The sequence below is a fragment of the Pseudomonas sp. BIGb0176 genome, from assembly GCF_024810175.1.
GTDB lineage: Bacteria > Pseudomonadota > Gammaproteobacteria > Pseudomonadales > Pseudomonadaceae > Aquipseudomonas > Aquipseudomonas protegens.
The window spans coordinates 978,766-992,151 of sequence record NZ_JANUEC010000002.1 but is presented as its reverse complement, the minus strand read 5'-3'; the positions used below and the strand labels follow the sequence as shown (position 1 = coordinate 992,151).

The window sequence follows — 13,386 nt, the reverse complement described above, 5'->3', positions numbered from 1 at the left end:
CTCGGAAGGAGGCGCCGCTCTTGAGGCCCTGAAGGCCCTGCGGGCCTTGTCACAGCCTGCGGCAGCAGCTACAGGTCGCGGTACTCCGGGCGCTGCGCCAGCCCTTGTTTCAGATAATCCACCAGCTTGCGCACTTTCGGTGACAGGTGCCGTTGCTGCGGGTACAGCGCCCAGACTGCGGTGTTGGGCGGTTGGTGAGCTTCCAGCAAGGAAATCAGCGTACCGTTCTGCAGGTGCTCCAGGACGTAGTAGTCCGGCAACTGGCACAGCCCTACCCCTTGCAAGGCCGCATCCAGCACCGCCTGCCCGCTGTTGCAGCGCCAATTACCCTGCACCCGTTGCGAAAATTCGCGCCCATCCAGTTCTAATTGCCAGATATCCGAGCTGCCGATCAGGCAGTTGTGCCGGCTCAACTCCGACAGGCTGTGTGGGCGTCCATAACGTTCCAGGTAGGAGGGCGAGGCGCATAGGTACATGCGGCGTGGGGCCAGGCGAGTGGCGACCAGGCGCGAGTCCTGCAGGCGCCCAAGGCGAATCGCCAGGTCCAGCCCTTCATGCACCAGATCCAGGGGGCGGTTGCTGAGCTCTATATCCACCCGCAACTGCGGATAAAGGCTCATGAACCGGGTAACCAGGGGCACGATAAAGCGCTCGCCGTAGGCCACTGCACAGGTCATGCGCAGCATTCCCTTGGGCTCGCTGGTCAGGTCGCCTACGGCCCGCAGGGCCTCCTCGCGACCATCCTGCAGACGTTGGCAATGCTGGAGAAAGGTCTGCCCGGCCTCGGTCAGGGTCACCCGGCGGGTACTGCGATACAGCAGGCGAGTCTGCAAGCGCTCCTCAAGCCGTGCCACCTGACGGCTGATATGGGACGAAGAGACCCCCAGGCGCTCGGCGGCAGCGGTGAACTGGCTGCATTCGGCGACCGCGACAAATTCGTCGATACCTTCCCAACGGTTGTCATTCATTGATTGTCCCCATACAGCAATAATGTTTTGCTTTTGCCTGGATTATTCATCGCATTGCGCTGTTTTACACTCTGTGCCTCGTTTTTATTCGCTGGAGAGTCAGGATGATCAAGTCACGTGCTGCCGTAGCCTTCGAGGCCAAGAAGCCGCTGGAAATCGTCGAAGTGGATGTCGCCATGCCCAAGGCGGGCGAGGTGCTGCTGCGGGTCGTCGCCTCCGGCGTCTGCCACACCGACGCCTACACGCTGTCTGGTGCCGACCCTGAAGGCATCTTCCCGGCGATCCTCGGTCATGAAGGCGGTGCGGTGGTTGAGGCGGTGGGCGAGGGCGTGACCTCGGTGGCTGTGGGTGACCATGTGATCCCGCTGTACACCCCGGAATGCGGCAAGTGCAAATTCTGCCTGTCGGGCAAGACCAACCTCTGTCAGGCCATTCGCGCCACCCAGGGCAAGGGCCTGATGCCTGATGGCACCACGCGTTTTTCCTACAAGGGTCAGCCGATTTTCCACTACATGGGTACCTCGACCTTTTCCGAGTACACCGTGCTCCCGGAAATCTCCGTGGCCAAGATTCCCAAGGAAGCGCCGCTGGAAAAGGTCTGCCTGCTGGGGTGCGGCGTGACCACCGGGATCGGAGCGGTGATCAACACCGCCAAGGTCAAGGCCGGTGATACCGTGGCCATCTTCGGCCTGGGCGGCATTGGCCTGTCGGCGGTCATCGGTGCGGTCAAGGCCAAGGCCGGGCGTATCATCGCCATCGATATCAACCCGGCCAAGTTCGAGATCGCCAAGCAACTGGGCGCCACCGACTGCGTCAATCCGAAGGATTTCGACCGTCCGATTCAGGAGGTCATTGTCGACATGACTGATGGCGGCGTGGATTTCTCCTTCGAGTGCATCGGCAATGTGCAACTGATGCGTGCGGCCCTGGAGTGCTGCCACAAGGGCTGGGGCGAATCGGTAATCATCGGCGTGGCCGGTGCCGGCCAGGAAATCTCCACCCGTCCCTTCCAACTGGTGACCGGCCGGGTATGGCGCGGCTCAGCCTTTGGTGGCGTGCGCGGGCGCAGCGAGCTGCCAAGCTACGTGGAAATGTCCCAGACCGGCGAGATCCCCCTGGATACCTTCATCACCCACACCATGGGCCTGGAAGATATCAACAAGGCGTTCGACCTGATGCACGAAGGCAAGAGCATTCGCTCCGTCATTCACTTCTAAGAGCAGCGGCAAGCGGCAAGCCACAGGCGCCAAGCGGGAGTTCCGCTTGCGGCCCATGGCTTGCGGCGTGCCGCTGGAGGTCTGCCATGAGTCTGGAAAACCTTTCCTGCCAGAAAAGCTTCGGCGGCTGGCATAAACGCTATAAGCATCATTCCCGGGTGCTGGGCTGTGACATGGTGTTCGCCGTGTATTTGCCGCCCCAGGCCGAACAGGGCGGCAAGCTGCCGGTGCTTTACTGGTTGTCCGGCCTGACCTGTACCGACGAGAACTTCATGCACAAGGCCGGGGCTCAACGCATGGCTGCCGAGCTGGGCTTGATCATCGTCGCTCCGGATACCAGCCCGCGTGGCCCCGGCGTGCCCGGTGACCCGGACGGTGCCTGGGATTTCGGTCTGGGTGCCGGGTTCTACCTGAACGCGACGCAGGAGCCCTGGGCCCAGCATTACCGGATGCACGATTATGTGGTGAACGAGCTGCCGGAGCTGGTGGAGGCGCATTTTCCCGCTTCGCACAAGCGTGGGATCAGCGGGCACTCCATGGGCGGTCACGGGGCATTGGTGTGCGCGCTGCGTAATCCGGGGCGCTATCAGTCGGTTTCGGCCTTCGCTCCCATCAGCAACCCGATGGATTGCCCCTGGGGGCAGAAGGCGTTTTCCCGTTACCTGGGGGAGGAACGCTCACGCTGGCGCGAGTGGGATGCCAGCGTGCTGATCGCCGAAGTCACCGAGAAGCTGCCGTTGCTGGTGGATCAGGGGGATCGTGACGACTTCCTTGCCGGTCAGCTCAAGCCTGAAGTGCTGCAGCAAGCGGCAAAGAATGCCGGGCATGAGCTGACGTTGCGGATGCAGCCGGGGTACGACCACAGCTACTTCTTTATCGCCAGTTTCATAGACGACCACTTGCAGCACCATGCACGTGCTCTTAACGCCTAATACCTGCCAAAGCAGGTAGAATCACGCCCTGACTTTTTCGGGGCGTTTTTTTATGCGTATTGGCCACGGCTACGATGTGCACCGTTTCGCTGAGGGCGACTTCATCACGTTGGGGGGGGTGCGTATTGCCCACCATTTCGGGCTGCTCGCGCACTCCGATGGTGATGTGCTGTTACACGCACTCAGTGATGCCCTTCTGGGCGCTGCCGCGCTGGGTGATATCGGCAAGCACTTTCCGGACACCGATCCGCAGTTCAAGGGCGCCGACAGCCGTGTCCTGCTGCGTCATGTTGTCGCGCTGATTCATGCCAAGGGCTGGAAGATCGGCAACGTCGACAACACCATCGTCGCCCAGGCACCGAAAATGGCACCTCACATTGAAACCATGCGGGCCTTGATTGCCGAGGACCTGCAGGTCGAGCTGGACCAGGTGAACGTGAAGGCAACCACCACCGAAAAACTCGGCTTTGTCGGCCGCGAGGAAGGCATCGCCGTGCATTCCGTGGCCTTGTTGCAACGCCCATGAATGAACTGCAATTGTTGGGCCCGCGGGCCTATGGCGATGCCCTGGGCAGCGCCGTACTCAAGGCCACTGCCGAAGACTTCCAGGTTGATGAAGTACTCGATATCCCGCTGAGCGGGGAAGGCGAGCATCTGTGGCTGTGGGTGGAAAAACGCGGCTTGAACACCGAGGAAGCGGCGCGGCGGATCGCCAAGGCGGCGGGGGTGTCGTTGCGCACCGTCAGCTATGCCGGGCTCAAGGATCGCCAGGCGCTGACCCGCCAGTGGTTCAGTGTGCAACTGCCGGGCAAGGCCGATCCGGATCTTGGCGCAGCGGAAAATCACACTCTGAAGATCCTCGAGGCCACCCGCCACAAGCGCAAATTGCAGCGTGGGGCCCATGCCGCCAATGGCTTTACCCTGCGTCTGACAGAGCTCAAGGCGGATCAGGCAGCCATCGACGAGCGCCTGAAGAGGATTGCCGCTCAAGGTATTCCCAACTATTTCGGCGCCCAGCGCTTCGGCTACGACGGTGGCAACCTGGCGGACGCCCGTAGCTGGGCTGCCCGCCAGGCGCTGCCGGAGCAGCGCAATGTGCGTTCGCGCCTGTTGTCCACCGCCCGCAGCTACCTGTTCAACCAGGCGCTGGCAGCGCGAGTGGCGGACGGCACTTGGCAGCAGGCGCAAGTGGGCGACTTGCTGGCATTTACCGACAGCCGCAGCTTTTTCATGGCCGGCCCGGATGAATGCACGGATCCGCGCCTGGCAATTCTTGACTTGCATCCCACAGGCCCGTTGTGGGGCGAAGGCGAGTCTCCGGCGGGTGGTGTGGTTCATGAACTTGAACAGCAGATGGCCGACCGCGAGGCGGCACTGTGCGAATGGCTGATAAAAGCCGGCATGAGCCACGAACGACGCATCCTGCGGCTGCCCATTGGCGGTTTGACGTGGCATTATCCCGAGCCTGATATTCTGCAACTGGAATTCGTCCTCCCGGCCGGATGTTTCGCCACCGCCTTGGTGCGTGAACTCGTCGATCTGGTGCCGGTGGGGCAGACGGACAGCTCATGCGCATTCTGATTTCTAACGATGATGGGGTAACTGCACCCGGTATCGCGGCGTTGCACGCTGCGCTGGCGGATTACGCCGAGTGCGTGGTTATCGCTCCGGATCAAGACAAAAGCGGCGCCAGCAGCTCGCTGACGCTCGACCGTCCGTTGCATCCGCACACCCTTGGCAACGGCTTTATCAGCATCAATGGCACCCCCACCGACTGTGTTCACCTGGGGCTCAACGGCCTGCTGGAGCATGACCCGGACATGGTGGTGTCGGGCATCAACCTGGGGGCCAACCTCGGTGATGACGTGCTGTACTCCGGGACGGTCGCCGCTGCATTGGAAGGGCGCTTCCTGCAACGCCCTGCGATCGCCTTTTCGCTGGTCTCGCGCCAGGTGGAGAACCTTGCGACCGCAGCCTATTTCGCGCGCAAGCTGGTGCAAGCCCAGGCCTTGCTGGATTTACCACCACGGACGGTGTTGAACGTGAATATTCCCAACCTGCCGCTTGATCATATTCGGGGCATCCAGTTGACCCGCCTGGGCCATCGCGCCCGTGCTGCGGCACCGATGAAGGTGGTCGACCCCCGCGGCAAGGCGGGTTACTGGATCGCTGCCGCCGGCGACGCCGAGGATGGCGGGCCCGGCACCGACTTTCATGCAGTGATGCAGGGCTACGTGTCTGTCACGCCGCTGCAGCTGGATCGCACCTTCAATGACGCGTTCAGGAGTCTGGATGGCTGGTTGGAGGGGCTGCGCTGATGGCTCGCGAGCAAGACGATCTGCTGCGGCGGGGAATCGGCATGACTTCCCAGCGTACCCGCGAACGCCTGATCCAGCGCCTGTATGACGAGGGGCTGTCCAACCCTCAGGTACTGGAAGTGATTCGGCGCACACCGCGGCATCTGTTTGTCGATGAGGCCCTGGCCCATCGTGCCTATGAAGACACGGCGCTGCCGATCGGCCACAACCAGACCATCTCCCAGCCTTATATGGTGGCCCGCATGAGTGAGCTGCTGCTGGCGGCCGGGCCGCTGGACAAGGTACTGGAGATCGGCACCGGTTCGGGCTACCAGACTGCGGTGTTGTCGCAGCTGGTGGAGCGGGTGTTTTCGGTGGAGCGGATCAAGGTCCTGCAAGACCGGGCCAAGGAGCGCCTGCAGGAATTGAACCTGCGCAACGTCGTATTTCGCTGGGGCGACGGCTGGGAAGGCTGGCCGGCGCTGGCGCCCTATAACGGCATCATCGTCACTGCCGTCGCCACCGATATCCCCCAGGCCCTGCTCGATCAACTCGCGCCTGGCGGGCGCCTGGTGATTCCGGTGGGGGCAGGGGAGGTGCAGCAGTTGATGCTGATCATCCGTGAAGAACAGGGCTTTGCCCGGCACGTCCTGGGGGCGGTGCGTTTTGTGCCGTTGCTCAATGGTCCCCTGGCCTGAAGGCATTTATCAGGCTGGGGTGAATTCTGTCTGGCGGGCTGTGTCTTAGTGCCGTATCGATCGTCAATGAGTGATACGACGGTCAGAGGCAGGTTCTTGCGGCTGTCCTTGTGCTGGGCCAGCGGTAAAGCGCCTGTGTCCAGTTATACTTGCGTCACTTCACGCCTGAGTCAGGCAATCTATATCGTCAACCACCACAAAGGGAGCGGCGGGTGAGTCTCACAGTCATTGCGCAGCGTATAGGTACAACAAGCTTTCAGCGACTGATGATTGGCCTTGCCTTGAGTTCCTTGTTGGTCGGTTGCTCCAGCACCAAATCCAGCAGCGTGGGGGTGGTCGAGCGCAGTAACACTGTTGCGCCGCAGCGCCCTACGGTGACCACCGGGCAGTACGCGGTGCGTCGCGGAGACACCTTGTTTTCCATTGCCTTCCGCTATGGCTGGGACTACAAGGCGCTGGCCGCTCGCAACAACATCGCCGAGCCTTACACCATCCATCCCGGGCAGGTCATTCGCTTTGACGGCCGCACTGGCACTACGCCGGCGACGGTTGTTACCAGCACCCAGTCCAGCGCCTCTTCCTCCAGCAAGACCACGGTCATTCGTCGCCCGGCAGGCACCACGACAACGCCTGCAACTGCCACCACCACCAACCCAGCGAGCAAGCCGGCGCCTGCTCCGGCTACCCCCGCGGGCCCCGCTCCTACGGGTTGGGGATGGCCTTCGAACGGTGTTCTGATTGGAAAATTTTCTTCAAACGGTAGTTTGAATAAAGGCATTGATATCGCCGGAGATTTGGGACAGCCTGTTTTAGCTGCGTCTGATGGGACGGTGGTTTACGCCGGGAGTGGCTTAAGGGGCTACGGCGAATTAGTCATCATCAAACACAACGAAACCTACGTCAGTGCTTACGGCCACAACCGCAAGCTATTGGTTCGGGAGGGACAGCAGGTCAAAGTCGGACAGACAATTGCCGAGATGGGATCAACTGGTACAGACCGGGTGAAACTGCACTTTGAGATTCGCCGACAAGGTAAACCTGTAGATCCGCTGCAATTCCTGCCACGTCGTTGATCCGTTACCAGCCTGTTCCGCTCACGTAGAGGGAACAGGCTCCAGCGTTGCCAGGGATAAAGGCGCCGCTTGAGCCTGAGGTCGAACTCACCAAAGGACTATAACAATGGCTCTCAGTAAAGAAGTGCCGGAGTTTGACATCGACGATGAGGTTCTCCTTATGGAGAGCAGCATCGATATGGATTCGATGTCGAATAATGAGGGGGCAACTCCACCTTCCGTTCGCACCAAATCCAAAAGCTCCGCTTCATTAAAGCAACATAAATACATTGATTACACGCGTGCACTCGATGCGACGCAGCTGTACCTCAATGAAATCGGCTTTTCTCCATTGCTCTCCCCCGAAGAGGAAGTGCACTTTGCGCGGTTGTCGCAAAGTGGTGATCCGGCCGGGCGCAAGCGCATGATTGAAAGCAACTTGCGGCTGGTGGTGAAAATCGCCCGGCGCTATGTCAATCGTGGCCTGTCGCTGCTGGACCTGATCGAAGAGGGCAACCTCGGGCTGATCCGAGCGGTGGAGAAGTTCGATCCGGAACGCGGCTTCCGCTTCTCGACCTATGCCACCTGGTGGATTCGTCAGACCATCGAGCGGGCCATCATGAATCAGACCCGGACCATCCGGTTGCCGATCCATGTGGTCAAAGAACTCAACGTCTACTTGCGCGCCGCCCGTGAGTTGACGCAAAAACTCGATCATGAACCCTCCCCCGAAGAAATCGCCAACCTGCTGGAGAAGCCGGTGGCCGAAGTCAAACGCATGCTCGGCCTGAACGAGCGGGTTTCTTCGGTTGATGTCTCCCTGGGCCCGGATTCGGACAAGACCCTGCTGGATACCCTGACCGACGACCGTCCGACAGATCCTTGTGAGCTGTTGCAGGACGACGATCTGTCACAAAGTATCGATCAGTGGCTTTCCGAATTGACCGAGAAGCAGCGTGAAGTGGTAGTGCGACGTTTCGGCCTGCGAGGACACGAGAGCAGCACCCTTGAAGATGTGGGCCTGGAGATCGGTCTGACCCGTGAGCGGGTTCGGCAGATCCAGGTTGAAGGGCTCAAGCGCCTTCGGGAAATTCTCGAGAAGAATGGATTGTCCAGTGAGTCGCTGTTTCAGTAGCCACTGGATCGATTCACAAGAGCCCCGATCGACTCGGGGCTTTTTATTGCACGCAGCTTGTGGTTTTGAATGGGCTATTGCCAGAGAAGTTGGCTTAACTCTCAACCGTCATGTAAGCCAAAGATTACTTTTTCGTACGCATTCGGTTCTCGGCTACTTCTGCGTTGTCTAGTTTTGCGTAGGCTGTTTTTTATATTATTGATTTATATAATATTTTTTATGAGTGGCTATGAGTTTCGACCAAGTTTCACACGAATAGTGCGATTGCTCTTGCCGGGGAACTCTCTAATATCAGCCCTGTGTCGACGGATAGACACAGCCATCAAGGACGATGGTCAGGACATCGCAGGAAGCGATTCATCAGGACGATGAAAAGGAACACAGGGACTAGGGAAAAATGTGGGCGGGTCATACCGCCCCTTTTTTTCGTCTGTCGAAAAGTCCCGCCGGAGTTTCCTTGCCCCAGAAACGCAAAAAGGCCCGCAAGGGGCCTTTGGGAACGCAGCTGCAATCAGCGTTCGAGATCCTTGATCTTGCCTTTGACGCCATCCCACTCTTCGGCATCCGGCAACGGATCTTTCTTTTCAGTGATGTTCGGCCAGATCTCTGCCAGCTCGACGTTCAACTGAATGAATTCTTGCATCTCTTCCGGGACTTCATCCTCGGAGAAAATCGCTACAGCGGGGCATTCAGGCTCACACAGTGCGCAATCAATGCACTCATCCGGGTGAATCACCAGGAAGTTCGGGCCTTCGTAAAAGCAGTCCACCGGACAGACTTCTACGCAGTCGGTGTACTTGCACTTGATGCAGTTGTCGGTGACGACGAAGGTCATTTCTAATTCTCTCCTCAGGCGGCGGCAGCGGAGCCCCTACATGACGGGGTCGCCAGGTTTGGGAGCGATAGTCTGCGCAACCAGGCTAATAGTCCGCAGCATCCCAAACCGCGCGAGATTCTAACAGCTTGAAGGCGTTCGCGTTAGATGCGTGTCTTCAATGTATAGAGCATTTCCAGCGCTCGGCGTGGCGTCATGTCATCCAGATCCAGCTTGGCCAGGTCGTCGAGCACCGGGTGCGGCAGGCTGGCGAACATGTCGCTTTGTTGCGGAACCGAGGGTTTGCCCGGCGCTTGAGGCGCCACTTCATGGGGCAAACTGGTGGTTTCCAGGCGGCTCAAGTGCTCCCGGGCGCGGGTGATGACTGCGCTGGGAACCCCGGCCAGCTGGGCTACCGCCAGCCCATAGCTCTGGCTGGCTGGGCCTGGAAGGACATGGTGCAGGAACACAATGCGCTCATTGTGCTCGGTGGCATTGAGGTGCACGTTGGCCACCAGCGGCTCGCTTTCCGGCAGTACCGTCAGTTCGAAATAGTGGGTGGCGAACAGGGTATAGGCGCGCAGGTGGGCGAGACGTTCTGCCGCAGCCCAGGCCAGGGAAAGTCCGTCAAAGGTGCTGGTACCGCGTCCCACTTCGTCCATCAGCACCAGGCTGCGTTCCGTTGCGTTGTGCAGGATGTTCGCGGTTTCGCTCATTTCCACCATGAAGGTCGAACGGCCGCCGGCCAGGTCGTCGCTGGAGCCGATACGGGTGAAGATCCGGTCCACCAGGGACAGCTCGCAGCTAGCCGCCGGGACGAAGCTGCCGATATGGGCCAGCAGCACGATCAGGGCCGTCTGGCGCATATAGGTGGATTTACCGCCCATGTTCGGACCGGTGATCACCAGCATCCGCGTGTTGTCGTCCAGGCTCAGGTCGTTGGCCACGAAAGGCGTGGTCAACACTTGCTCCACCACTGGGTGACGACCCTGGGTGATGCGCATGCAAGGTTCGCTGACAAAACGTGGGCAGTTGAGGTCCAGGTTCAAGGCGCGCTCGGCCAGGTTGCTCAACACGTCCAGCTCAGCCAGGGCACCAGCGGTATCCTGCAACGGCGGCAAATGGCTGATCAGGGTTTCCAGCAGCGCGTCGTAGAGCATCTTCTCCCGGGCCAGGGCACGGCTCTTGGCCGATAGCGCCTTGTCTTCGAACTCCTTGAGTTCCGGAGTGATGAAGCGCTCGGCGCCTTTCAATGTCTGGCGGCGAATGTAGTCCGCCGGGGCCTGTTCGGCCTGCTTGCTTGGCAGCTCGATGAAATAGCCATGGATACGGTTGTAGCCGACCTTGAGGTTGGCCAGGCCGGTACGGGCTTTCTCGCGGGCTTCCAGGTCAATCAGGAACTGTCCGGCGTTCTCGCTCAGCGACTGCAGCTCGTCGAGCTCGGCGTCGTAGCCGGTCTTGAGTACACCGCCGTCACGGATCACCGCCGGCGGGTTGTCGATGATGGCCTTGGCCAGCAGAGCGGCCAGCTCCGGGTAGGTGCTGGTGGTGGCAGCCAGCTGATTGAGGTGAGTGGCCTCCAGCTCGGTCATGGCTTCTTGCAGCTCGGGCAGTGCAGCCAGGGCATCACGTAGACGGGCCAAGTCCCGCGGACGAGCATTGCGCAGGCCGATTCGCGCCAGAATCCGCTCGATATCGCCGATTTCCTTCAACTGCGGTTGCAGCCGTTCGAAACGGTAGCCGTCCAGCAGGCAAGTAATAGAGGACTGGCGCGCTTCCAGCACCTTGAGGTCGCGCAGCGGGCGGTTCAGCCAGCGGGTCAGCAAACGGCTGCCCATGGCGGTCTGGCAGCGGTCGACCACCGATTGCAGGGTGTTGTCGCGCCCGCCCGCCAGGTTGGTGTCCAGTTCCAGGTTGCGACGGCTGGCACCGTCCAACACCACGGTGTCATCCAGGCGCTCATGACGCAGGCTGCGCAGGTGGGGCAGGGCGGTACGCTGGGTTTCCTTGGCATAGCTGAGCAGGCAACCGGCGGCGCCGATGGCCAGGGTCAGGGTTTCGCAGCCAAAGCCCTTGAGGTCCTGGGTAGAGAACTGCTGGCAGAGGCTCTTGTGCGCCGAGTCCCGCTCGAAATCCCAGGGGGCACGGCGTCGCACACCGCGGCGTTTTTCCGCCGGCAAGCCTTGTGGCCAGTCATCGGGGATCAGCAGCTCCACTGGATTGATGCGTTCCAACTCGGCCAGCAGGTTCTCCCAGCCCTTGATTTCCAGGACGCTGAAGTTGCCGCTGGTGATGTCCAGCACCGCCAGGCCGAACAGGCGCTCGTCGCCCAGCACGGCGGCGATCAGGTTGTCGCGGCGCTCATCCAGCAGAGCCTCGTCACTCACGGTGCCTGGCGTGATGATACGCACCACCTGGCGCTCCACCGGGCCCTTGCTGGTTGCCGGGTCCCCCACCTGTTCGCAGATCACCACCGACTCGCCGAGCTTTACCAGCTTGGCCAGGTAGCCCTCGGCGGCGTGGTAAGGAATACCGCACATGGGAATCGCCTGGCCGGCCGACTGCCCGCGCGCCGTCAGGGTGATGTCCAGCAGCTTGGCGGCCTTCTTCGCGTCTTCATAGAAGATCTCGTAGAAGTCGCCCATGCGGTAGAACATCAACTGATCAGGGTGCTGGTTCTTGAGGCGCCAGTACTGCTGCATCATCGGCGTGTGGGAGGACAGATCAGAAATTGCTTTATTCATCAATGAGTTATTTCTAAATATTCGTTGTGCTGGGGCAGAAATGGGGCAGCGTCTAAGCATGATAGGAGAGTGCCAGTCACGGCCGTCGGCTTGTGTTGAAGACTATCATGATCTCTAGGGGAGGGTTCCTTGAGGTGAGTTCGAATGCGATACTCAAGAAACTGCCGTTGTCTCTTGTCGAAGGATCTTCATGAAAAGCGCGTTCCCTGGTCAGTTCTCTAGCAATTCTAAAAGCATAAAGAGTCTTTGGGATGAGGCGATAATTGCTTTGGATGCAAATGTTTTGTTGGATTTGTATCGATACTCTGATTCAACTCGTTCTGCGTTTTTAAATGTACTTGAATTGATGAGGGAAAGAGTTTGGATTTCGTATCAAGTTGCCGGCGAGTATTTCTCAAATAGACTTTCTGTAATAAGTGCTCAAGCTAAGCATTACGATGATGCTATAAAGAGTTTGGAGAAGCTTAGGGCGGGTTTCGAGAACCAGAAGCAACATCCGTTTGTCGCTGGTGAGACGCTCAGTGACTTTATTGATTCTTTCAATAAACTTGTTTCTGAGTTGAAGGAAAGTCAGGCGGCTCATGCTCGAAGAATTAATGAGGATGAAATTAAGGAGATTCTTGGTGATTTGTTCGATGGGCGGGTGGGGCCGTCTTATGATGATGCAAGCTTGGAAGGGATGATAACGGATGGGGCTGAAAGGTATAAGAATAAAATTCCACCAGGTTTTAAAGATGACAGTAAACCAATTGGTGAACGGTTAAAGGAGCGGTGCGTACCTTATGGTGATTATATAGGCTGGATGCAGCTTATGGATTACTCAAAATTAGTGGGGCGTGGAGTTATTTTTGTCACCGGAGATGTTAAGGAGGATTGGTGGCTAAGGCATTCAGGAAAGACAATTGGTCCTCTGCCTGAATTGATTGAAGAGTTTATGTTTAAAACCTCGCAGCAATTTCACATGTATCAGCCAGATCGCTTCCTTGAGTACGCAAATAATTTCTTACAGCAAGAGGCGTCGCCAGATGCGGTTGAGGAAATTAGAGATGTTACTGTAGCTGATTTTAGTGATGATAAATTTCAGAAGTTTGTTGAATTGGAAAATGCCTTTCATCGGGCTGGCTTTTGGGATGATGAGATTTTAAAGGATGGTCGAACAGTTTTCCTTAATCATCACTATCATGTTGGCTCTGATGGGCGCATAGAGAATGGTCATCAGCTTGAAAGTAAAGACTTGGAAAGGTTTTTTTCAGAGCGTGATTTAGAGCTTGAAGAGCTTTACTTTAAAGAGCAAATCAGATGTCTTCGAAATAAAAGGGCTTCTCTTAGAAAGGAGCAGGAAATATATCTGTCTGCTTTGTCTGATTTGAATAGAAGTGCAAGCTCGCTTGATTTTGAAGATAAGGCTCCGTCACTAAATGAGCAGCTTCATTCAGTGACTGGCCAGATAAAAAAGTTGAATGAAGATATGAGGGAGTTTCAGAGCGCACTGAACGCTCTCAGGCATGAGAAGTATGATAAAGAGTAAG

Annotated in this window: 12 protein-coding genes; 9 read left to right on the top strand and 3 right to left on the bottom strand. The window is 58.4% G+C overall.

Features of this window, described 5'->3' with window-relative positions:
• Positions 1-68 precede the first annotated feature (68 nt).
• Positions 69-968, bottom strand: coding sequence for a LysR substrate-binding domain-containing protein (locus M2395_RS15615; protein ID WP_011059546.1), 900 nt, complete (start codon positions 966-968; stop codon positions 69-71).
• Positions 969-1,072: 104 nt separating this feature from the next.
• On the opposite strand from M2395_RS15615, the gene M2395_RS15610 reads away from it, so the two are divergent.
• From M2395_RS15610 to rpoS, 8 genes are all read left to right on the top strand, one after another.
• Complete coding sequence (locus M2395_RS15610) at positions 1,073-2,185, top strand: S-(hydroxymethyl)glutathione dehydrogenase/class III alcohol dehydrogenase (protein ID WP_011059547.1); 1,113 nt, start codon at positions 1,073-1,075, stop codon at positions 2,183-2,185.
• A gap of 86 nt (positions 2,186-2,271) precedes the next feature.
• Positions 2,272-3,117: an S-formylglutathione hydrolase gene (gene fghA / locus M2395_RS15605; protein WP_019093198.1), complete on the top strand. Its 846-nt coding sequence runs from the start codon at positions 2,272-2,274 to the stop codon at positions 3,115-3,117.
• A 52-nt stretch (positions 3,118-3,169) separates the two neighbouring features.
• The gene (gene ispF / locus M2395_RS15600; protein ID WP_011059549.1) at positions 3,170-3,643 is read left to right on the top strand and encodes a 2-C-methyl-D-erythritol 2,4-cyclodiphosphate synthase; all 474 of its coding nucleotides are present in this window, start codon (positions 3,170-3,172) and stop codon (positions 3,641-3,643) included.
• On the top strand, positions 3,640-4,698 hold the full coding sequence (truD, locus tag M2395_RS15595; RefSeq protein ID WP_015634342.1) for a tRNA pseudouridine(13) synthase TruD: 1,059 nt from the start codon (positions 3,640-3,642) through the stop codon (positions 4,696-4,698). The genes ispF and truD overlap by 4 nt, the downstream gene beginning before the upstream one ends.
• Complete coding sequence (gene surE / locus M2395_RS15590; RefSeq protein WP_015634343.1) at positions 4,686-5,435, top strand: 5'/3'-nucleotidase SurE; 750 nt, start codon at positions 4,686-4,688, stop codon at positions 5,433-5,435. The genes truD and surE overlap by 13 nt, the downstream gene beginning before the upstream one ends.
• 41 nt (positions 5,436-5,476) lie before the next feature.
• On the top strand, positions 5,477-6,112 hold the full coding sequence (locus M2395_RS15585) for a protein-L-isoaspartate(D-aspartate) O-methyltransferase (RefSeq protein ID WP_169892832.1): 636 nt from the start codon (positions 5,477-5,479) through the stop codon (positions 6,110-6,112).
• Positions 6,113-6,324: 212 nt separating this feature from the next.
• A complete protein-coding gene (locus M2395_RS15580; protein ID WP_011059553.1) occupies positions 6,325-7,185 on the top strand; it encodes a peptidoglycan DD-metalloendopeptidase family protein in 861 nt (286 codons plus the stop codon).
• 106 nt (positions 7,186-7,291) lie between these two features.
• A complete protein-coding gene (gene rpoS / locus M2395_RS15575; protein WP_011059554.1) occupies positions 7,292-8,299 on the top strand; it encodes an RNA polymerase sigma factor RpoS in 1,008 nt (335 codons plus the stop codon).
• A gap of 511 nt (positions 8,300-8,810) precedes the next feature.
• On the opposite strand, the gene fdxA is transcribed toward rpoS, so the two are convergent.
• Together fdxA and mutS are read right to left on the bottom strand one after the other, a co-directional pair.
• A complete protein-coding gene (gene fdxA / locus M2395_RS15570) occupies positions 8,811-9,134 on the bottom strand; it encodes a ferredoxin FdxA (protein ID WP_011059555.1) in 324 nt (107 codons plus the stop codon).
• Positions 9,135-9,277: 143 nt separating this feature from the next.
• Entirely contained in the window at positions 9,278-11,845 is a 2,568-nt protein-coding gene (mutS, locus tag M2395_RS15565; RefSeq protein ID WP_185057768.1) for a DNA mismatch repair protein MutS, read from the bottom strand.
• A 202-nt stretch (positions 11,846-12,047) separates the two neighbouring features.
• Here mutS and M2395_RS15560 point away from each other — a divergent pair, with 202 nt between their 5' ends.
• Positions 12,048-13,385, top strand: coding sequence for a PIN-like domain-containing protein (locus M2395_RS15560; protein ID WP_148071246.1), 1,338 nt, complete (start codon positions 12,048-12,050; stop codon positions 13,383-13,385).
• Position 13,386 lies beyond the last annotated feature (1 nt).